This window comes from Sphingomonas sp. KRR8 (assembly GCF_023559245.1).
Lineage (GTDB): Bacteria > Pseudomonadota > Alphaproteobacteria > Sphingomonadales > Sphingomonadaceae > Sphingomicrobium.
Map to the genome: position 1 here is coordinate 2,235,614 of NZ_CP097462.1, position 18,013 is coordinate 2,253,626.

General features: G+C 65.6%; 21 protein-coding genes. 11 read left to right on the top strand and 10 right to left on the bottom strand.

All coding sequences use genetic code 11. The features are described 5' to 3' along the window. Position 1: 1 nt before the first annotated feature. From M8312_RS11300 to M8312_RS11310, 3 genes are read left to right on the top strand one after another with little or no spacing between them, the layout of a single operon-like run. The gene (locus M8312_RS11300) at positions 2-1,108 is read left to right on the top strand and encodes a 3-deoxy-7-phosphoheptulonate synthase (protein ID WP_250117792.1); all 1,107 of its coding nucleotides are present in this window, start codon (positions 2-4) and stop codon (positions 1,106-1,108) included. 26 nt (positions 1,109-1,134) lie between these two features. After that, positions 1,135-2,391, top strand: coding sequence for a 3-phosphoshikimate 1-carboxyvinyltransferase (aroA, locus tag M8312_RS11305; RefSeq protein WP_284070214.1), 1,257 nt, complete (start codon positions 1,135-1,137; stop codon positions 2,389-2,391). Next, complete coding sequence (locus M8312_RS11310) at positions 2,388-3,374, top strand: chorismate synthase (RefSeq protein WP_250117794.1); 987 nt, start codon at positions 2,388-2,390, stop codon at positions 3,372-3,374. Before aroA ends, M8312_RS11310 begins: the two co-directional genes overlap by 4 nt. On the opposite strand, the gene paaD is transcribed toward M8312_RS11310, so the two are convergent. The 3 genes from paaD to hppD are packed head-to-tail and all read right to left on the bottom strand — an operon-like array spanning position 3,375 to position 6,090. Continuing rightward, on the bottom strand, positions 3,375-3,806 hold the full coding sequence (gene paaD / locus M8312_RS11315) for a 1,2-phenylacetyl-CoA epoxidase subunit PaaD (protein ID WP_250117795.1): 432 nt from the start codon (positions 3,804-3,806) through the stop codon (positions 3,375-3,377). Continuing rightward, positions 3,806-5,008: a 3-oxoadipyl-CoA thiolase gene (gene pcaF, locus M8312_RS11320; RefSeq protein WP_250117796.1), complete on the bottom strand. Its 1,203-nt coding sequence runs from the start codon at positions 5,006-5,008 to the stop codon at positions 3,806-3,808. Before pcaF ends, paaD begins: the two co-directional genes overlap by 1 nt. Beyond that, positions 5,005-6,090: a 4-hydroxyphenylpyruvate dioxygenase gene (gene hppD / locus M8312_RS11325; protein ID WP_250117797.1), complete on the bottom strand. Its 1,086-nt coding sequence runs from the start codon at positions 6,088-6,090 to the stop codon at positions 5,005-5,007. Before hppD ends, pcaF begins: the two co-directional genes overlap by 4 nt. Before the next feature lie 87 nt (positions 6,091-6,177). On the opposite strand from hppD, the gene M8312_RS11330 reads away from it, so the two are divergent. After that, positions 6,178-6,423: a 4a-hydroxytetrahydrobiopterin dehydratase gene (locus tag M8312_RS11330; protein WP_284070178.1), complete on the top strand. Its 246-nt coding sequence runs from the start codon at positions 6,178-6,180 to the stop codon at positions 6,421-6,423. Here M8312_RS11330 and M8312_RS11335 read toward each other — a convergent pair. Beyond that, positions 6,417-6,569, bottom strand: a complete 153-nt coding sequence (locus M8312_RS11335) for a hypothetical protein (protein WP_250117798.1) — start codon at positions 6,567-6,569, stop codon at positions 6,417-6,419. The genes M8312_RS11330 and M8312_RS11335 overlap by 7 nt on opposite strands. A 117-nt stretch (positions 6,570-6,686) precedes the next feature. Between M8312_RS11335 and M8312_RS11340 the strand changes: the two genes are divergently transcribed. Together M8312_RS11340 and M8312_RS11345 are read left to right on the top strand one after the other, a co-directional pair. Further along, positions 6,687-7,121, top strand: a complete 435-nt coding sequence (locus tag M8312_RS11340; protein WP_250117799.1) for a hotdog fold thioesterase — start codon at positions 6,687-6,689, stop codon at positions 7,119-7,121. A 195-nt stretch (positions 7,122-7,316) separates the two neighbouring features. Then, a complete protein-coding gene (locus tag M8312_RS11345) occupies positions 7,317-8,075 on the top strand; it encodes a phenylalanine 4-monooxygenase (protein WP_250117800.1) in 759 nt (252 codons plus the stop codon). On the opposite strand, the gene M8312_RS11350 is transcribed toward M8312_RS11345, so the two are convergent. Together M8312_RS11350 and serS are read right to left on the bottom strand one after the other, a co-directional pair. Next, complete coding sequence (locus tag M8312_RS11350; RefSeq protein ID WP_250117801.1) at positions 8,047-8,814, bottom strand: alpha/beta hydrolase; 768 nt, start codon at positions 8,812-8,814, stop codon at positions 8,047-8,049. The two genes, M8312_RS11345 and M8312_RS11350, sit on opposite strands and share 29 nt — an antisense overlap. Beyond that, entirely contained in the window at positions 8,801-10,060 is a 1,260-nt protein-coding gene (serS, locus tag M8312_RS11355; protein ID WP_250117802.1) for a serine--tRNA ligase, read from the bottom strand. The genes M8312_RS11350 and serS overlap by 14 nt, the downstream gene beginning before the upstream one ends. Positions 10,061-10,116: 56 nt before the next feature. Between serS and M8312_RS11360 the strand changes: the two genes are divergently transcribed. The 5 genes from M8312_RS11360 (at position 10,117) to M8312_RS14455 (ending at position 13,324) form a co-directional block, all read left to right on the top strand. After that, entirely contained in the window at positions 10,117-11,070 is a 954-nt protein-coding gene (locus M8312_RS11360; protein ID WP_250117803.1) for a DUF808 domain-containing protein, read from the top strand. After that, positions 11,067-11,438, top strand: a complete 372-nt coding sequence (gene crcB / locus M8312_RS11365) for a fluoride efflux transporter CrcB (protein WP_250117804.1) — start codon at positions 11,067-11,069, stop codon at positions 11,436-11,438. The genes M8312_RS11360 and crcB overlap by 4 nt, the downstream gene beginning before the upstream one ends. A gap of 801 nt (positions 11,439-12,239) precedes the next feature. Further along, positions 12,240-12,536 carry a hypothetical protein gene (locus M8312_RS11370; protein ID WP_250117805.1) on the top strand — a complete coding sequence of 99 codons (297 nt, stop codon included), beginning with the start codon at positions 12,240-12,242 and terminating at the stop codon, positions 12,534-12,536. Between the two features lie 145 nt (positions 12,537-12,681). Then, positions 12,682-13,083 carry an organomercurial transporter MerC gene (merC, locus tag M8312_RS11375; protein ID WP_250117806.1) on the top strand — a complete coding sequence of 134 codons (402 nt, stop codon included), beginning with the start codon at positions 12,682-12,684 and terminating at the stop codon, positions 13,081-13,083. Positions 13,084-13,096: 13 nt separating this feature from the next. Next, the gene (locus M8312_RS14455) at positions 13,097-13,324 is read left to right on the top strand and encodes a GDCCVxC domain-containing (seleno)protein (RefSeq protein ID WP_284070179.1); all 228 of its coding nucleotides are present in this window, start codon (positions 13,097-13,099) and stop codon (positions 13,322-13,324) included. Positions 13,325-13,917: 593 nt separating this feature from the next. Here M8312_RS14455 and M8312_RS14520 read toward each other — a convergent pair. The 4 genes from M8312_RS14520 to coxB all read right to left on the bottom strand — a co-directional run bounded on the left by M8312_RS14520 (position 13,918) and on the right by coxB (position 18,011). Next, positions 13,918-14,157 (bottom strand): DUF6894 family protein, encoded by a 240-nt coding sequence (locus tag M8312_RS14520; RefSeq protein ID WP_502957416.1) that lies wholly within the window; start codon positions 14,155-14,157, stop codon positions 13,918-13,920. A gap of 190 nt (positions 14,158-14,347) precedes the next feature. Beyond that, positions 14,348-15,007 (bottom strand): hypothetical protein, encoded by a 660-nt coding sequence (locus M8312_RS11380; protein ID WP_250117807.1) that lies wholly within the window; start codon positions 15,005-15,007, stop codon positions 14,348-14,350. Between the two features lie 152 nt (positions 15,008-15,159). Continuing rightward, positions 15,160-16,839 (bottom strand): cytochrome c oxidase subunit I, encoded by a 1,680-nt coding sequence (gene ctaD / locus M8312_RS11385; RefSeq protein ID WP_250117808.1) that lies wholly within the window; start codon positions 16,837-16,839, stop codon positions 15,160-15,162. 17 nt (positions 16,840-16,856) lie between these two features. Continuing rightward, the gene (coxB, locus tag M8312_RS11390; protein ID WP_250117809.1) at positions 16,857-18,011 is read right to left on the bottom strand and encodes a cytochrome c oxidase subunit II; all 1,155 of its coding nucleotides are present in this window, start codon (positions 18,009-18,011) and stop codon (positions 16,857-16,859) included. Positions 18,012-18,013: the final 2 nt, after the last annotated feature.

An 18,013-nucleotide genomic window follows, 5' to 3' on the forward strand; every position in this document is an offset into this window, starting at 1 on the left:
AATGACGGGCGGCTGGCATCCGGCGAGCTGGCGAGAGCGCCCCGCGGCGCAGCAGCCAGTCTATGCCGATGCGGCCACGCTGGCTGCGGTCGAGGCTAAGCTTCGGCAGGCCGCGCCGATCGTCGACGCGCAATCGGTCCGGGTGCTCAAGGGACGGCTTGCTGAGGCAGCGGCCGGGCGGTCCCTGCTGCTTCAGGGTGGCGATTGCGCCGAAACCTTCGCCGAGCCGGATGTCGACGCGCTCGCCGCCTTGTTCGAGCGGCTTGCCGACCAACTCGAACGATCGCTTCGCCAACCGGTGGTCCAGCTGGCGCGGATTGCCGGGCAGTTCGCCAAGCCGCGCACGGTCGAGGGCGAGGTCTGGCGCGGCGAGATCGTCAACGGCCGCGAGGCGCTTGCTCCCGACCCGACGCGGATGCTCCGCGCGCATCAGCATGCCGTGCGGACGGCGGCACGCCTGCCGGCCGGATTGTTCGCCAGTCATGAGGCGCTGTTGCTGCCCTACGAGGAAGCGCTGGTCCGCAACGACGAGCAGGGCATGCCCTACAGCGTCTCGGGCCACCTCCTGTGGATCGGTGAGCGAAGCCGGGATCTTGGCGGCGCCCACGTCGAGTTCCTGTCGGGGCTGACCAACCCGGTCGCTTTGAAGATTGGCCCGGGGCTGGGAACGGAAGAGCTCCTGAGGCTCGCCGACCGGCTCGATCCTGCGCGCGAGCCAGGTCGCCTGACGCTGATTGTCCGGCAGGGCGCCAACGAAATTACGCGTGCGCTTCCGCCGCTGATGCGGGTGTTGCGGGCGGAGGGACGAGCGCCCTTGTGGGTGAGCGATCCGATGCACGGCAACACGCTCCGGGGCGGCCCACGCAAGGTCCGGCGCCTTTCCGACATGATTCGTGAGACCGAGAACTTTGTTGCCATCGCTTTGGCAGAAGGGGTCTGGCCGGGGGGACTGCATCTTGAGATGACGCCTGAAAATGTCGCCGAATGCAGCGGCGGACGAGAAGGCCAAGGCTGGACCAGCGCCTGCGATCCCCGCCTCAATCCCGAGCAGGCGGCCGAGCTTGCTGGCGCCTTCGCAGCCGCCCTTGCCCGGAGGGAAGCAGCCTGAAACTCGTCGCCCGTTCCTCACCGGCGCTGGCCGGCCGGTTCGCCGTGCCGGGCGACAAGTCACTGTCGCACCGCGCACTGATCTTCGGCGCACTTGCCGAGGGCGAGACGGTGGTCAGCGGTCTGCTGGAAAGTGACGACGTGCTCGCCACCGCGGCGGCGCTGCGGGCGTTCGGGGTTCGTGTGGAGCAGTTCGGGCCCGGACGCTGGCGGGTGATCGGAGGGCGCTGGCGCTCTCCGGATGGACCAATCGACTGTGGCAACAGCGGAACCGGAGCACGGTTGCTGATGGGCGCCGCGGCGGGCCAGGGTATTACCGCTACCTTCACCGGCGACGCGTCGCTGAGCCGACGCCCGATGGGCCGCGTCCGGCGCCCGCTGGAGGCGATGGGCGTGCGGGTCGAGGGCGGCCAAACGCTTCCGCTGACCGTGCATGGGCCGGTGACCATGGGTATCCACCATCGCAATGTACCGGCATCGGCGCAGGTCAAGTCGGCGGTGCTGCTGGCGGGGCTAGGCACGGACGCGGAGGTCGTGATCGAGGAACCGGTGCCAAGCCGCGATCACAGCGAGATCATGCTCGCGGCGATGGGCGTGGAGCTGGAGCGCAATGGTGCCTTCACACGGCTTGGCCGGAGGCGCACGCTCACCCCCGCGCTGCTGCAGATTGCGGGCGACCCGTCGTCCGCCGCCTTCGCACTCGCTGCCGCCGCGATCGTGCCAGGTTCCGAGGTGACCGCGCCCGACATGTTGCTCAACCCGCAGCGAAGCGGCTTTGTGATGGCATTACAGCGGATGGGCGCCGACGTGGCGCTGGCCAATGTTCGCGGTCAGGCGGGCGAGACCATCGGCGACGTGCGGGTCCGCCATGGTCCGATCTTCGGCGCCGAATTCACGCCCGAGGAAATCCCGTCGATGATTGACGAAATTCCGATCCTTGCGGTGGTCGCGGCGTTCGCGCGGGGCGAGACCCGGATCGAAGGCCTGGACGAACTTCGCCACAAGGAAAGCGACCGGCTCGCGCTGATGGAGCAGGGACTTCGCGCCTGTGGCGTCGCAGCCGGCTCGGATGGGGACACGCTGGTCATCCAGGGCGGTTCCGTGGTCGGCGGCGCCGACATTCGCACGCACGGCGACCACCGTATCGCCATGGCGCATCTGGTGCTCGGCCTTGCGTCCCAGCAACGGGTCACCGTCGACGAGGCCGAGATGATCGCGACCAGCTTTCCCACCTACGTCGGCGCCATGCGCGCGCTCGGCGCCGACATCGCGCAAACCGCATGAGCTGGAACAGCTTCGGCCGGCTGCTGCGCCTGACCAGCTGGGGCGAAAGCCACGGACCGGCCATTGGCGGCGTGCTCGACGGCTGCCCACCGGGCATCGCGCTAGACGAGGCACAGCTGCAGGGTTTCCTCGACCTGCGGCGGCCTGGCACCGGCAAGAACGTGTCCCCGCGCCAGGAGCCGGACCAGGTCCGCCTGCTGTCCGGTGTCTACGAAGGCCGCACAACCGGCACACCGATTGCCTTCATCATCGACAATGTCGACGCGCGGTCGAAGGACTATACCGGCCTGCCTTTCCGCCCCGGCCACGCCGACTTCGCCTACCAGCAGAAATATGGCATTCGCGACCCGCGCGGCGGCGGCCGGTCCAGCGCGCGCGAGACCGCCATCCGGGTCGCTGGCGGCGCTATCGCCCGGCTGATCATCCCCGAAGTCGCCATCGCCGCGCGCGTGGTGGAGATTGGCGGCGAGGCCGACGAGACCCGCTGGGACATGCTGCTCGACGAAGCGCGCGCGGCGGGCGACAGCCTCGGCGCTGTCGTCGAATGTACCGCGACCGGCGTGTCCGCCGGCTGGGGTGCGCCGATTTACGCCAAGCTCGACGCCGACCTCGCCGCCGCCATCATGGGCATCAACGCGGTGAAGGCCGTCGAGATTGGCGACGGCTTCGCGACCGCGCGTCTGAAGGGCAGCGAGAACGCCGACGGAATCCGCTCCGGCGGCCGGTTCGACAGCAATCATGCCGGCGGGATCACCGGCGGCATCTCAACCGGTCAGGACGTGGTGCTTCGAGTCGCATTCAAGCCGACGTCGTCGATCCGCGTCGGCGTTCCGAGCATCGATGCGGAGGGCAATGAAGTAGAAGCGGTCACGCGGGGACGGCACGACCCGTGCGTCGGCATTCGCGGAGCACCTGTGGTCGAGGCAATGATGGCGCTGGTGCTGGCGGATCACAAATTGCTGCACCGCGGGCAATGCGGCTGATCAGTGGCATTTAAAGCGGTCGAACGGCTCGAGGCACGCGCGGCAGCGATACTGGCTCTTGCAGGGGGTCGAGCCGAAGCGACTGACTTCCTCCACGTCGGCTGACCCGCACTGCGGGCAGGCGACCGCGCCGGACGGTTCGGGCGGAGCGATGCCGTAGCGGCGCAGCGCCTCGCGGCCTTCTGGAGTGATCCACTCGGTCGTCCACGGCGGGGCGATGGCAGTCTCGATCCGCACCGAACGGTAGCCGGCCGCGTCGAGCGCCTCGCGGATGCTCTGCTCGATCACCTGGGTCGCGGGGCAGCCCGAATAAGTGGGGGTGATCACCACCCGCTCGGGGCTGACGTCGCGGACGATGCCGAGGTCGACCACCGAGATCACCGGGATCTCGGGGTCTGGGACTTCCTTCAAGACGTCCCAGATTGGCTGCATCAGACCCGCTCGATCACCATGGCGATGCCTTGGCCGACGCCGATGCACATGGTGCACAGCGCATAGCGGCCGCCGGTTCGCATCAGCTCCTCGGTGGCAGTCAGCGCCAGCCGCGCCCCGCTCATGCCAAGCGGGTGACCAAGCGCGATCGCTCCGCCATTCGGATTCACGCGCGGGTCGTCGTCGGCGATCTTCAACTGCTGCAGCACCGCCAGCCCCTGTGCCGCGAACGCCTCGTTCAGCTCGATCACGTCCATCTGGTCGAGCGTCAGCCCGAGCCGCGCCAGCAGCTTCTCGCTCGCCGGGGCCGGGCCGATGCCCATGATCCGCGGCGGCACGCCCGCCACGGCCGTGCCGAGGACGCGCGCGCGCGGAGTGAGGCCGTGCCGCTTGGCCATCTCCTCCGAAGCGACGATTAGCGCCGCCGCGCCGTCATTCACGCCCGAGGCATTGCCGGCGGTCACGGTGCCGTCCTTGCGCACGATGGGTTTCAAGGCCGCGAGCTTGTCGAGACCCGTCAGGCGCGGGTGCTCGTCCTTCTCGACCCGCGTCACCTCGCCCTTGCGGCCCAGAATCTCCACCGCAACGATCTCGGCGGCAAGGCGACCATTTGCCTGCGCGGCGGCGGCTTTCTCCTGGCTGCGCTGGGCGAAGGCGTCCTGGTCTTCGCGGCCGATGCCGAAATCGTCGGCGACATTCTCCGCCGTGCTCGGCATCGTGTCGTCGCCGTAGGCATCGCGCAGCTTGGGATTGACGAAGCGCCAGCCGATGGTGGTGTCGTAGATCTCGGCGTTGCGGTCGAACGCCGACTGGGCCTTGGGCAGGACGAACGGGGCGCGGCTCATGCTTTCGCTGCCGCCAGCGATGATGAAATCCTTGTCGCCGCCGCGGATGGCCCGCGCAGCCATTGCCACCGCATCGAGCCCCGAGCCGCACAGCCGGTTCAGGGTGACGCCGCCGCTTTGGTGCGGCAGCCCGGCCAGGAGTCCCGCCATCCTTGCGAGGTTGCGATTGTCCTCGCCCGCCTGATTAGCACAGCCCAGGATGATGTCGTCGAGCTGCTCCCAATCCACGTCGGCATTGCGCTCGATCAGCGCCCGGATCGGGATAGCGGCGAGGTCGTCGGCGCGGACGCTCGACAGCGCCCCGGCGTAGCGGCCGATGGGAGTGCGAACGGCGTCGCAGATAAAGGCGTCGGTCATTCCGCCGAGATCACCCCGCGCCGGATCTGGTCCAGTTCGATGCTCTCGAACAGCGCCTTGAAATTGCCCTCGCCGAAGCCTTCGTTCCCCTTACGCTGGATGATCTCGTAGAAGATCGGCCCAATCACGTTCTGGGTGAAGATCTGCAGCAGCAGGCCCTGGCCTTCGGTCGGAGCGCCATCGACAAGGATCTTGCGCTTCTTGAGCTCGGCGAGCGGCTCGCCATGATCCTTCACCCGCTCATCCAGCAAATCGTAATAGGTGTCGATCGTGTCCTGGAAGGGAATGCCGCGCTCGCTCAGGATATCGACGCTGGCATAGATGTCGTCGGAACCGAGCGCGATGTGCTGGATGCCTTCGCCCTTATATTCGCGCAGGAACTCTTCGATCTGGCTCTTGTCGTCCTGGCTCTCGTTCAAGGGGATCCGGATCTTGCCGCAGGGCGACGTCATCGCCTTGGAGAAGAGCCCGGTGACCTTGCCCTCGATGTCAAAGTAGCGAATCTCGCGAAAGTTGAAGAGCCGCTCATAGAACTCGGCCCAATGCGCCATCCGCCCGCGGTGGACGTTGTGGGTCAGGTGATCGAGGTAGACGAGGTGGGCGTTGGCTTCCCGTTCCTTTGCCTGCCACCCGTCCTCGAAGGTAAAGCTGTCTTCGTAGAAGCTGCCAGCCGGGCCGTAGCGGTCGACAAGGTAAAGGCGCGATCCGCCGATGCCCTCGATGGCCGGAGCGCCGAGTCCGCCTTCGCTGGCGTCGGTCGCGCCGAGCTCCAGCGCGCGGGCGTGGGCGGCGGCGGCGTCCTTGACCCGGAAGGCCATGGATGCGGCGGACGGTCCGTGGTCCCGCGCGAAGTCGGCGGCATGGCCTTGCGGATGGGCGTTGATCAGGAAGTTGATGTCGCCCTGACGGTGCAGCGTGATGTCATGCGCCTTGTGCCGCGCGACCAGCGGAAAGCCGAGCTTGTCGAACAGCGAGCGCAGCAGTTGCGCGTCGGGGGCGGCGAACTCGACGAATTCGAACCCGTCGGTGCCCATCGGATTTTCGAAACCGAGCGGCGAAAGCTCGGCGGTGGCGGTGGCCATGGAATTACTCCTCTGCTTGAACGTCCCCCTGCTCCGCTTGACGCGGCGTTTCAAGCAGGCGCAGTCGAGCGGGAGAAGGAGTGAGCCATGACCGCTGACCATTGGACGGAGCAGGACGGCGCGCTGACCCGAAGCTTCCGGTTCAAGGACTTCAGCAGCGCCTTCGCATTCCTCATGCGCGTGGCGCTCCATGCCGAGAAGGTCGACCACCATCCTGAATTCACCAGTGCCTGGAACCGGGTCGACTTTCGCCTGACCAGCCATGACGCGGGAGGCGTGACGGCCCGCGACCACGCACTGGCGCGCGCGATCGACGAACTGGCCGCTCAGTAAGAGCGCAGGCCCTCGTTCCTGTTCTTGTTGTTGGCGATCACCGCTCCAACGATTCCGCCGATGATCGGTCCAACGATCGGCAGCGGAATCGCCATCACCGCGCCAATGGCAGCATATTTGACGATGCGTTTGCTCTCAGGTGTCATTGTTCACTTCCTTTCGATCAGTCCGTCGACGCAGCGTCGCGCTCACCCGAACCGGCTGGCGGGCCGGCCTGCGCTCTGGCAAGTCGCGCGGGGGTTCACTTATCCGGGAGATCTGGGGTGGCGATCTGGCAGCGCAAGGACATCGACCTCGACGCCATCACAAAGCTGGGTGAAGCCAGCATGCCCGGGCATCTCGGAATCGAGTTCACCGCCATTGGCGACAATTGGGTCGAAGCGCGCATGCCAGTCGACCGCCGGACGCATCAGCCATTCGGGCGGTTGCATGGCGGCGCCTCTGTCGCTCTCGCCGAAACGGTTGCTTCCATGGCAGGCTCTTTGGCGGTGGATCCTGCCGAGCGCACCGTCGTCGGACTCGAAATCAACGCCAACCACATCCGTGCAGCCCGCGACGGATACGTCACCTGCCGCGCCACCAACGAGGCGCTCGGCCGAACTACGCAGGTGTGGACGATGCGAATCACCGATGAGGCTGGCAAGCTCATCTGCCTGTCGCGGATCACGCTGGCGGTGATTGCCACTCAGCAAGTCTGAACGGGCCGGCCATTGCACGTTCACTCACATCATGGCAGATTCGCTCCCATGAACCGCACGATCGCCATCGCTGCTGCTTATTATTATCCGCCTGCGGTGGAGATCGGCTGACGCGCGCTCGTCAGGTTCGACCCACCGCACCCCGCCAGGTTCAGGTCCGGCGGGGTTTTTTATTGCCCTCGACAAGGACCCGCCATGTTCCAGACCTTCGACCCACTACCGACCGCCTCTGGCTGGCAGGCCCATGTCATCGACCAGGGCTGGGCAAGCTTTACGCCCGGCGACCATGCGGTTTGGGACACGCTTTACCACCGGCAGGCGGCGCTGCTGCGTGGCCGAGTCGTGTCGGCCTTCCTTGATGGCCTGGACCTGCTCGACCTTGGCGCGGGCGGTGTTCCGGAGCTCGGGCAGCTGAACGCCCGGCTGGAACAGTTGACTGGCTGGCGCTGCGTCGCGGTTCCGGGGCTGGTCCCTGACGAGGCATTCTTCGCCATGCTCGCGGAGCGGGTGTTCCCCGTCGGTGACTTCATCCGGCGTCGTGACCAGCTCGATTACCTGGAAGAGCCGGACTGCTTCCACGACATCTTCGGCCATGTGCCGATGCTCGCGCATGCCGGCATGGCGGACGCCATGCAGAAGGTTGGCCAGCTCGGCATGGAAGCGATCGCGGCCGGGCAGGGCGACTGGGTTGCCCGGCTCTACTGGCACACGGTCGAGTTCGGCCTGCTGCGGGAAGGTGAAGATGTGCGAATTCTAGGTGCCGGCCTAGCGTCCAGCTTTGGCGAGGCGCGAGTCAGCCTCGAAGGTCCCGCGATCGAGCGGCGCCGGTTCAGCGTCGCCGAGGCAACCGCCGCGCCCTATCGACACGACGCGATGCAACCGCATTACTTCGTTGCTGATTCCCTTGAAGCGGTGGTCGCCGCCATCACCGAGGCGCGAGTTCCCGTTCGCTGAGGAAACGCATGGTCTCCTTCACCACAGCGCGCGTGCCGGTGCTGGTCACGGCAAAGCCCATGTGGGTGCAATCGAGCTCCACCGCCTCATCGCTTTCCTCGGGCAGGCCGTAGGCGGCCCGGGGAGCGACGATGCCGTCGCGGCGCGACCACAGGGCGAGGGTCGGGACGGGCGGCTTGGAGTGATCACGCATCACGGGCGGCTCTTCAACCTTGTGGCCAGCCACCCACTCGTACATCCGCCAAACGTTGTTCCAGTGCGGGTCGCCGCTGAAAGGCGAGCCCAGCGTCACCACCGCCAGCGCGTCGTCCGGCACTTCGCGCGCCAACTCGCGCGCAAAGACGCCACCCAGGCTCCAGCCGACCAGCAGTACCTTGTCGCCGTCGCTAAACGCCTCGAAGCGCTCTCGCAGCAGGGCGATGGTGTCGGCTTTGGCCCCCGTGTTCAGGCCCGCGTCCCAGCCCTCGACGCGCCAGCCGGCGTCCGCAAAAGCTTGGCGCAGCTCGGCGGTGGAGCGGTCGCTGGCAAGGAAGCCGGGGATGACCATGCACTTGGGCCCGTCCTGAGGCCCCAGCGGGCGTACGGGCGCAAGGCCTTTCCAGGCGCGGGGTAGAAAGGCGGCGACTTCGGCGATGCGCGCGGTGGCCGGGGGCGGACGAGTGTCGAGTTCCATGTTGCGGTGCAACGTACCAGCGGCCGGATTGGGGCCACCTCGGCGGAAGAACTCAGAGATACTCACCGCCCATCAGTGGCTGGAGGACCTTGGGCAGGCGCACCCGGCCGTCTTCTTGCTGGTGGTTCTCCAGCAGCGGAACGAGGATGCGCGGGCTCGCCAGAGCGGTGTTGTTGAGCGTGTGGGCAAACCGCACCTTGCCCTCTCCATCACGGTAACGGAGGTTCGCCCGGCGTGCCTGCCAGTCGTGCAGGGTCGAGCAGCTGTGCGTCTCGCGGTACTTGCTCAAGGACGGTACCCAGCTCTCGATGTCGTTCATGCGGAACTTGCCGAGGCCCATATCGCCGGTCGAGGTTTCGATCACCTGATAGGGAATTTCGAGGTCGGTCAGCAGCTGTTCGGCGAGGCCCAGCAGCTTGGCGTGCCACTCGGCCGAGATGGCCTCGTCCGCCTCGCAGATGACGTATTGCTCGACTTTCAGGAACTGGTGGACGCGCAGAAGTCCGCGAACGTCACGGCCGGCGCTCCCTGCCTCCCGGCGGAAACAGGGGGAGTAGCCGGCATAAAGCACGGGCCCCTTCGACAGGTCGAGGATCTCGCCCGAGTGGAGCGAGGTCAGCGCGACCTCTGCCGTCCCGGCCAGCCACAGATCGTCATTGGGAAGTTGGTAGGTCTCCTCGCGGTGCCCGGGGAACTGGCCCTGGCGGATGAAGGCGTCCTCGCGGGTTAGCGCAGGCACGGTGATCGGGGTGAAGCCTGCGGCGGAGATCTTCGCCAGCGCCCAGTTCATCAGCACGCCTTCGAGCAGGGCGAGGCGGCCCTTGAGGCAATATTGGCGGCTGCCGGCTATCTGGACGATGCGCGTGAGGTCGGCCCAGTCGTTGCGTTCGATCAGTTCGACATGGTCCAGTGGGGTGAAACCGAAGTCGCGCGGGGTGCCTTCGGTGCGGACGACGGTATTGAAGCTCTCGTCCGGGCCGACCGGCGCACCCTCCCACGGGATGTTGGGCAAGCGGAGGAGCAGTTCCTTGAGCTCGTCATCCTTGGTTGCCAGCTCGCTCTCGAGCTCGCCCGCCCTGGCGCCGGCTTCCTTGGCGCGGCGGCCAAGCTCGGCCTTCTCCTCCGGTGCGGCCGACTTGAAGCCTGCGCTGATCGCGTTGCGCTCGGCTCGCAGGCGGTCGACTTCCGTCTTGATGCCGCGGGTCTCGCTGTCGAGGGCGAGCAGAGCGTCGAGATCGACGGCCACATTCTTCTGCCTGGCGGCCAAGGCGACGGCGTCACGGTTCTGGCGGATGAAGTCGAGGCTCAGCATGGCCGCGCGGATGCGCGAATTGCGCGGGCCGCGCAAGTTCGCCTACAGCCGCTGCCATGCCGTCCGGACTGATCGCCCTGCTCGACGATGTCGCCACCATCGCCAAGCTGGCCGCGTCCAGCCTGGACGACGTCGGCGCGGCGGTCGGCAAGGCGGGCAGCAAGGCGGCGGGCGTCGTCATCGACGATACCGCCGTCACCCCGCGCTACGTCACCGGCCTGACCCCGGATCGGGAACTTCCGATAATCGGCAAGATCGCGGTGGGCTCGCTGCGCAACAAATTGCTGATCATCCTGCCGGTGGCCCTGATCCTGTCTGCGCTGGCGCCGTGGGCGATCACGCCCATCCTGATGCTGGGCGGCACCTACCTCTGCTTCGAGGGCGCCGAGAAGCTGTGGGAGAAACTGTCAGGCGAGCACCACGACGAAGCCGCCCTGGCCGAGTGCGAGGACCCCGGCGAACTCGAGCAGCGGCAGGTCGCGGGCGCGATCCGCACCGACTTCATCCTCTCGGCCGAGATCATGGTCATCGCTCTTTCCAGCCTGGAGACGTCCAGCTTCTGGACCCGCGCGCTGGCGCTCGTCCTGGTGGGGATCGTCATCACCGTCGCGGTCTATGGCGCCGTCGGGCTTATAGTGAAGCTCGACGACATCGGCCTGCACCTGGCCAAGCGGGGCGGATCGACGCGGCACCTGGGCCTGCTGCTCGTGCGCGGAGTGCCCAAGCTGCTCGGCGGGCTGGCGGCGATCGGGACCGCGGCCATGCTGTGGGTCGGCGGCCAGATCCTGCTTCACGGGCTGGAGCAGCTCCACCTGCTCACCGCACTGCCGCACTTCGTTCATCACCTGGCGGTGGCCACCGCCGAGACCCTCGGCTTCTGGGCCGCCTTCTGGGAATGGCTGGTCTTCGCCCTGGGCTCGGCGGTGGTCGGAACCGCGGTCGGCGCGGTGGTCGTCAGCGTCCTCCACCTCCTTCCCCACCGCAGGCGGGTGGCCGAGGTCGCTCAGTGAACGCCCTGATCGTCTTCGTCGGCGGCGGGCTGGGGGCCGTCGCCCGCTACGGCGTCGGCCGGCTGAGCCTTCCCTGGGCCGGATCCTTCCTTCCCGCCGGCACGCTGGTGGTGAACATCCTTGGCTCCTTCCTCATGGGCCTGCTTGCCGCCGTGCTGGCGGAAGGGCCGGCGGCGAGCCAGCCGTGGCGCCTGTTCCTCGCCACCGGCGTGCTCGGCGGCTTCACGACCTTCAGCGCCTTCAGCCTGGACGCGCTGACCCTGTGGCAGCGGGGGCAGGTAGGGCTGGCGGCGCTGTACGTGCTCGCCTCTGTCCTGCTCTCCCTGCTCGCCATCACCGTCGGCTTCGCCGCCGCCCGCCTCGCCTGAACCGCACGACCGTCCCGGGTCACGAAGTTTCCCCGGTACCCCACGTTCCTGGCGCAAGCGGCGAGGGTGAGTTCGCCCGATTTCCGCCAATCCCGAACAGCTGGGCGCACGCTTCCAAGTTTCCCTGCCGTGACCTTCTGTCTAAGGTCGCGACCGGCCGAGGGGCGCTGCACAGCTCCGTCGATGGTCGAGACACGGATAGTGCGCAGCTCAGGGAAGCAGTCAAAATCCTATTGTTTAAGAACAGGAGTGATTGGCCGGATAGCGGACGCTCCAGCCACACCTCCGGCAAGCGCGAGCCTTGAGGCACACACAACATTTCCAGCCCGCAGGATTGAAGACCTATCTTGCCACTCATTGGGGCGAGCGAGCCTTGAGGTCATCGGTCGCCCGTTCAGGGCAGGTGTTCAGGGGAAGGCACACCCAATGAACGTCGCCAGGTCGCGGTGAGGCCGCCTCACGGGACCTGACGCCCAATCTGCCGCTGTGAAAGAAGACGACACGTCTTCACGAACTGCATCACCTTCTCGTTCCGCCGGGCCTGCTCGACGGCACGGAGCAGGTTGACAGTCCGACCAGGTCGGCAGACCACTTGTCTTCGTTTGGGTGGGGGCAGGCATGCAACAAGGACAAATCGCTTGTGCGTTGGCGCTGTGCCTGGTCCTTCAAGCCTGCTCATCGCGACCGCGAGAATTTCAGCCTCGTCTTGCGACGTCGGGCCCTGTCCCTGAGGGCTTCCCGGCCGCATACGCAGAGTGTCAGAACCTCCAGGTCCAGGGGAAGTTGGACGGGAGTGGGCGAATGGCGTCGGGCGCCGCGGGAGCGGCTGCTGGTGCCACTACCGCTGTCCTGGGCAGTGCTGCAGCCACCAGCGCAGGCCTTTACGGGGGTGGGGTCGCTCTGGCCTCCGCCACGGTCGTGTTGCTGCCATTTGCCATTGTTGGCGGGGCAGTCGGCATGGCCAAGATGAAGCGCCATCGGCGCGAAGTGGCCATCCAGCGTGTCATGACCGGCTGCTTGGCGGAGCGAGGCTACACCGTGTCCGGCTGGGTGCGACCGGCAACGGCGTCGCGGGCTGCGCCTGACGCCCGGCCCTGAACGATCAGTCGCGCACCTAGGTTATGTGTTTGGGTTCAAGTTCAACGTTCGAAGCTGAATGTCCGCAATGGGTGGATAGCGGACACTCGGCCACTGCGTGTAAGCTGCTCTGCGATTTCACGAGGAACTAGGACTGTCCACCGCCATGACCACCCAAGGCACCCGCGTTGCGGGCAGCACCGGCACAGTGGGAGCCATCATCGCGGCGATGAGTTGCACGGCATGCTTTCCCGCCCTTGCCACTCTCGCTTCCGCGCTCGGACTGGGGTTTCTAAGTCAGTTCGAGAGCATCTCGATCCATTACATGCTGCCGCTTTTTGCCCTGATCGGGTTGGTCGCAAACGTTCTTAGCGGTGTGCGCCGCCGCAGTTGGGTTCGCATCGTTCTCGGCGTTGTCGGACCATCGCTCGTGGTTGCTGCATCGCTGCTAATGGCCACTTACGGCATGGCCACAGAGTGGCTGCTTTATCCGGGTCTCGTGCTCATGATTGGGCTAGCTTTATGGGACTTGATGGCTCGAACGCCAGCCATTCCAGCGAACAGATAGGTTAGATCGACACATGGCCGGACTTCAATCGACTCTAACCTGTCCACAGTGTGCGGGCACTTCAACCGAGACAATGCCAACCGACGCTTGCCAATATTTCTACGACTGCAAGCATTGCGGTGCCATTCTCAGACCGCTCGCCGGGGACTGCTGCGTTTTCTGCTCTTATGCAGACGTGCCGTGCCCACCCATTCAGGATGCTAGGGAGAGCGGCAAAGAGAGTTGCTGCTCACGGTCTTAATGTCCGAAATGGGTCGAACTCAGACGTCCACCCTCAGTGTCCGGATCGATCACACCCGATCAGATCGAACCATTCCCGAACCTTGAAGACTGCATCATGCGAGCTGCCCGCGTTCGGAATGAGGAAGTGAGCAGGGGCCGGGTGGCCACGCGCCGGGACGGTGCCGGATAGTTCGTACTGACTATCGGCGCCCACATAATCACGATCTCCGTAGGGGCGCGGACCTCCGTCGGGGTTGGGCGGCTGCCACCCCTTTGCCCGCGCATCGGTGGTCGATGCGAGGTGGAGCAAGTTATCCGTTCCACCTATCCAAGGGACCCACCAGCTGACCGCTGGTGTCCCACGTGCTCGCACCTCAAGTGCCAATCCGCTGGGCCAATCCGGCGTTGCGGCAACTGCCATGAACTCAGCCGTGACCGAGGGATCGTGACGTTGCTGGTAGCGGGCATGCTCTGCGGGGCAGGTCATTGCTGATGCGCCGATCAGGGCAAAGTGTAGCATTGGACCACCTCACGGAGTCGTCAGGCGGGATGTAGCCTGACCACGTGAGCTTAGGTCCTGTGCGAATGTCCGCAATGGGTCGAAAGCAGACGTTACCTGATTGAGGGCGCATCTGCGGATACCAGCTCGACAGAAAACAGCGTCAGGCCCTTCGGATCAGAGACTGTCACTCGGTACTGTTCGGTTTCCCAGTAGCGTTCAGGCGCATTGCACAGAACTTCGGCGATCATGCGAACCGCGTAGCATCGCGCATCATGGAGCGACGCGAGATCGACCCCCTCATCGTCAAAGGTCTCACGATCACTCGTTAGGTGGAAATGGTACCGGGACATTCGGCGCTTTCATCAACAAAGAAAGCACAACGAGTCTCTCAGTCACCAGTCGATCCGGCGATAAGCACGTAGCGCTCCGCCAGGCGCAACGTTCCACCCGTGCGGCATCCTTGCCGTGAATCGAACTCATGCGTTCGGCTTGAATGTCCGGATTGGGTCGAAAGCAGACCTCGCGTTTTGCGGTGAAAATTTAGTTTTCTGCTCGTATTCTCGGCGGAACAAGCCGCTCTCCGCGCAGAACTTGTTCGTTGGCACTCTGGTAGAATGATACCCAGTTCACCAAGCTCTGTTCGGCGCTCCTGAGCCGATAAAGCGACTGAACGGCTCGCACGCATGATTGTGCATCCGCAACATTGGCCTTCAAAGCACTGACGGACGCTTCGGCGTCGTTGAATGACAATTGCGCATCATGAAGTATCGGAAGAAGCTGCTGACCCGTGGCGTCCAGCTTCCAGTAGTTGTCGACAACGTCTTTCGGCATCATCGGCAGGAGGGCGCTATCGCGAACGCCGAGCCACGCGGAGTCTGTGGCCAGAAGAACAAGCGGCCTTTGTACCGAAGCCAAACGCGTGACGCCCAAAGGGCTCTTGCAGCCATCAAGCGTGCCGAGCTGATTGTTGACGGCGTTCAGCGACTTGCGGAGGCTGGCAAGATCGAAATTCATGCCATCGCGATTTTCCAGGCTTTCCCTACGTAGCCGGGCGGACATTTCGTCGACCTGGCTTAAGTGATTGCCCCATTCGACGGGTTGCTGCGCGCCGAGTGCGATGAGCACGCCAAGAACGATGATGCCGACCTCCCCGGCAAACTCTCGCCAACCGTGTATGGGCTTCGGTATGCTTAATTTCATGATCGCGCCCCCGCGAACGAAGCTACGCGTGTTGAGCGCCTATGGCTAACGTCCGAATGGGGCCGAAAATGAATCTTCCTTGCACCGCATAGCAAAACGCCCCGGCGGTGAGGCCGGGGCGTCTGCGTGTCGTTCCGAACTCTGCGTGACGATCAGTCGATCTTCGGCAGGGTCTCGAACTGGTGGAAGGGCGGGGGGCTCGACAGGGTCCACTCGAGCGTCGTCGCGCCTTCGCCCCAAGGATTGTCGGGGGCCTTCTTGCCCTTGGCCAACGACCAGAAGACGTTGACGAAGAACACCACCATCGCGGCCGCCGTGATCTGGTAGCCGATCGAGGAGATCTTGTTCCAGTAAGCGAAGGCCGGGGTGTAGTCCGGAATGCGCCGCGGCATGCCGTCCAGGCCCAGGAAGTGCTGCGGGAAGAAGATGACGTTGACGCCGGCGAACATGACCCAGAAATGGATCTTGCCCAGCAGCTCGTTGTACATCTTCCCGCTCATCTTCGGGAACCAGTAGTAGAAGCCCGCGAACAGGCCGAACACGGCACCCAGCGACAGCACGTAGTGGAAGTGCGCGACCACGTAATAGGTGTCGTGCAGGTAGGTGTCGACGCCGCCGTTCGACAGGACGACGCCGGTGACGCCGCCCACGGTGAACAGGAAGATGAAGCCGATCGCCCACAGCATCGGCGTCTCGAACGAGATCGAGCCGCCCCACATGGTGGCGATCCAGCTGAAGATCTTCACGCCCGTCGGAACCGCGATGATCATGGTGGCGGCGGTGAAGTACATCTTCACGTTCACGTCGAGGCCGACGGTGAACATGTGGTGCGCCCACACGACGAAGCCGACCACGCCGATCGCGACCATGGCGTAGGCCATGCCGAGATAGCCGAACACCGGCTTGCGGCTGAAGGTGGCGACGATCTGGCTGACGATGCCGAAGGCCGGCAGGATCATGATGTACACTTCGGGGTGACCGAAGAACCAGAACAGGTGCTGATAGAGCACCGGGTCGCCGCCGCCGCTGGCGTCGAAGAAGCTGGTGCCGAAGTTACGGTCGGTCAGCAGCATGGTGATCGCACCCGCCAGCACCGGCAGCGCCAGCAGCAGCAGGAAGGCGGTGACCAGCACCGACCACACGAACAGCGGCATCTTGTGCAGGGTCATCCCCGGCGCGCGCATGTTGAAGATGGTGGTGATGAAGTTGATCGCGCCGAGGATCGAGCTGGCGCCCGCCAGGTGGAGCGCGAAGATCGCCATGTCGACCGCCGGTCCCGCCGATCCGCTGGTCGATAGCGGGGCGTAAACCGTCCAGCCGGTGCCCGCACCAAGCCCCGTACCGCCCGGCACGAAGGTCGAGCCAAGCAGCAGGATGAAGGCCGGGACGAGCAGCCAGAAGCTGATGTTGTTCATCCGCGGGAAGGCCATGTCCGGAGCGCCGATCATGATCGGCACGAACCAGTTGGCGAAGCCGCCGATCAGCGCCGGCATGACCATGAAGAAGACCATGATCAGGCCGTGGGCGGTGATGAGCACATTCCAGTGATGGAGCGCCTCGTCGAAGTTGGTGCTGCCCGCGCCGATCGGCCAAGCCTTGGTCAGGATCTGGATGCCCGGCTCGGCCAGCTCGGCACGCATGATGCCGCTGATCGCGCCACCGATGATCCCCGCGCAGATGGCGAAGATCAGGTAGAGCGTGCCGATGTCCTTGTGATTGGTGGACATGAACCAGCGCGCGAAGAACGCCGGCTTGTGATCCGCGTCATGACCGTGGTCATGGGCGGGCGCCTCGTGCCCCGTCAGCGGGAGGGAGTCTGCGGTAGTGGCCATGATGGTTTTAGGTCCGCTTACTGATTGGCGTCGGTCGCGCGATTGGCGACGTTTGGCTGGGTGGCACCGGGGGCTGCCGGCGCTGCCGTGCCCGGCTTGGTGGCGGGCAGCGGCGCCGCGGCGGGCGTCACGTTGGTCGGGCTGACGGTGGTGGCCGCCGTGCTGTCGGGAGTGGCGGCCGGACGGGCACCGGGCATGGTGCCGCCCTTGCTTGCGACCCACTGCGCGTAACGCTGCGGGGTGACCACTTCGATCGCGATCGGCATGAAGCCGTGGCGCGCGCCGCACAGTTCGGAGCATTGCCCGAAGTAGACGCCCGGCCGGTCGACCTTCACCCAGGTTTCATTGAGGATGCCCGGGTTGGCGTCCATCTTCATCCAGAAAGCCGGCATGGCGAAGCTGTGGATGACGTCGTTGGAGGTGACGATGAACTTCACCACCTTGCCGGCCGGGATCACCAGCCGCTCGTCCACCGCCAGCAGCTTGGGGCCGTCGGCATCGGTCCGGAAGCGGGCGCCGGCGCCAGCCTCATTCTTTTCCTTGAGCATGTTCGAGACGATCTCGAACCCGCCGTTATCCGGATATTGGTAGGTCCAGTACCACTGGTTGCCGATCACCTTAACCGTGAGGTCGGCGGGTGGCGGGCTGTACTGGTGCCGGATGAGGCGGATCGACGGAATGGCGATCGCCACCAGGATCAGCACCGGAGCTAGGGTCCAGACGACCTCGATCAAGGTGTTGTGGCTGGTGCGCGACGGGGTCGGATTGGCGCCGCGGCGGAACTTCAGCACCACCAGCAGCAGCAGGCCGAGGACGAAGATGCTGATCACCGCGCACAGCAGCAGCAGCCAGTTGTTGTGGAACGCTGCGGCTTCACGGCCGACCGGCGTGAACTGGTCCTGCGTGCCGATCCGGCCGTCGGGCTCGCCGATGCCGGGCGTTGGCAGCGCATGCTGGAACGCCGGGCCGGCAGCGGCAGGGGCCACCGCGCTGGCGCCCGGGGTCGGATCCTTGACCGCGCCCGGCGCCCGATTCGGCTGCGCGGCGGCGGGCGTCGCGCTCGTCGCGGAGACGCTGGGTTGGCCGCCTTGCGCCCCGTTCGGCAGGGTCTGCGCGCTGACGGGGGAGAGGCCGGCGACGGCCAGGGCTAGCGCCCATGGGAAGAACTTCATCG

What these genes read in the sequence shown, in the direction of transcription:
- M8312_RS11345 (WP_250117800.1), top strand. Translation starts at nt 7,317, where the DNA reads ATGTTCCAGACCTTCGACCCACTACCGACCGCCTCTGGCTGGCAGGCC.
- M8312_RS11335 (WP_250117798.1), bottom strand. Translation starts at nt 6,569, where the DNA reads ATGACACCTGAGAGCAAACGCATCGTCAAATATGCTGCCATTGGCGCG.
- paaD (WP_250117795.1), bottom strand. Translation starts at nt 3,806, where the DNA reads ATGCAGCCAATCTGGGACGTCTTGAAGGAAGTCCCAGACCCCGAGATC.
- M8312_RS11310 (WP_250117794.1), top strand. Translation starts at nt 2,388, where the DNA reads ATGAGCTGGAACAGCTTCGGCCGGCTGCTGCGCCTGACCAGCTGGGGC.
- M8312_RS11380 (WP_250117807.1), bottom strand. Translation starts at nt 15,007, where the DNA reads ATGAAATTAAGCATACCGAAGCCCATACACGGTTGGCGAGAGTTTGCC.
- M8312_RS11360 (WP_250117803.1), top strand. Translation starts at nt 10,117, where the DNA reads ATGCCGTCCGGACTGATCGCCCTGCTCGACGATGTCGCCACCATCGCC.
- pcaF (WP_250117796.1), bottom strand. Translation starts at nt 5,008, where the DNA reads ATGACCGACGCCTTTATCTGCGACGCCGTTCGCACTCCCATCGGCCGC.
- M8312_RS14520 (WP_502957416.1), bottom strand. Translation starts at nt 14,157, where the DNA reads ATGTCCCGGTACCATTTCCACCTAACGAGTGATCGTGAGACCTTTGAC.
- M8312_RS11300 (WP_250117792.1), top strand. Translation starts at nt 2, where the DNA reads ATGACGGGCGGCTGGCATCCGGCGAGCTGGCGAGAGCGCCCCGCGGCG.
- M8312_RS11330 (WP_284070178.1), top strand. Translation starts at nt 6,178, where the DNA reads ATGACCGCTGACCATTGGACGGAGCAGGACGGCGCGCTGACCCGAAGC.
- M8312_RS14455 (WP_284070179.1), top strand. Translation starts at nt 13,097, where the DNA reads ATGGCCGGACTTCAATCGACTCTAACCTGTCCACAGTGTGCGGGCACT.
- serS (WP_250117802.1), bottom strand. Translation starts at nt 10,060, where the DNA reads ATGCTGAGCCTCGACTTCATCCGCCAGAACCGTGACGCCGTCGCCTTG.
- M8312_RS11370 (WP_250117805.1), top strand. Translation starts at nt 12,240, where the DNA reads ATGGCGTCGGGCGCCGCGGGAGCGGCTGCTGGTGCCACTACCGCTGTC.
- merC (WP_250117806.1), top strand. Translation starts at nt 12,682, where the DNA reads ATGACCACCCAAGGCACCCGCGTTGCGGGCAGCACCGGCACAGTGGGA.
- coxB (WP_250117809.1), bottom strand. Translation starts at nt 18,011, where the DNA reads ATGAAGTTCTTCCCATGGGCGCTAGCCCTGGCCGTCGCCGGCCTCTCC.
- ctaD (WP_250117808.1), bottom strand. Translation starts at nt 16,839, where the DNA reads ATGGCCACTACCGCAGACTCCCTCCCGCTGACGGGGCACGAGGCGCCC.
- hppD (WP_250117797.1), bottom strand. Translation starts at nt 6,090, where the DNA reads ATGGCCACCGCCACCGCCGAGCTTTCGCCGCTCGGTTTCGAAAATCCG.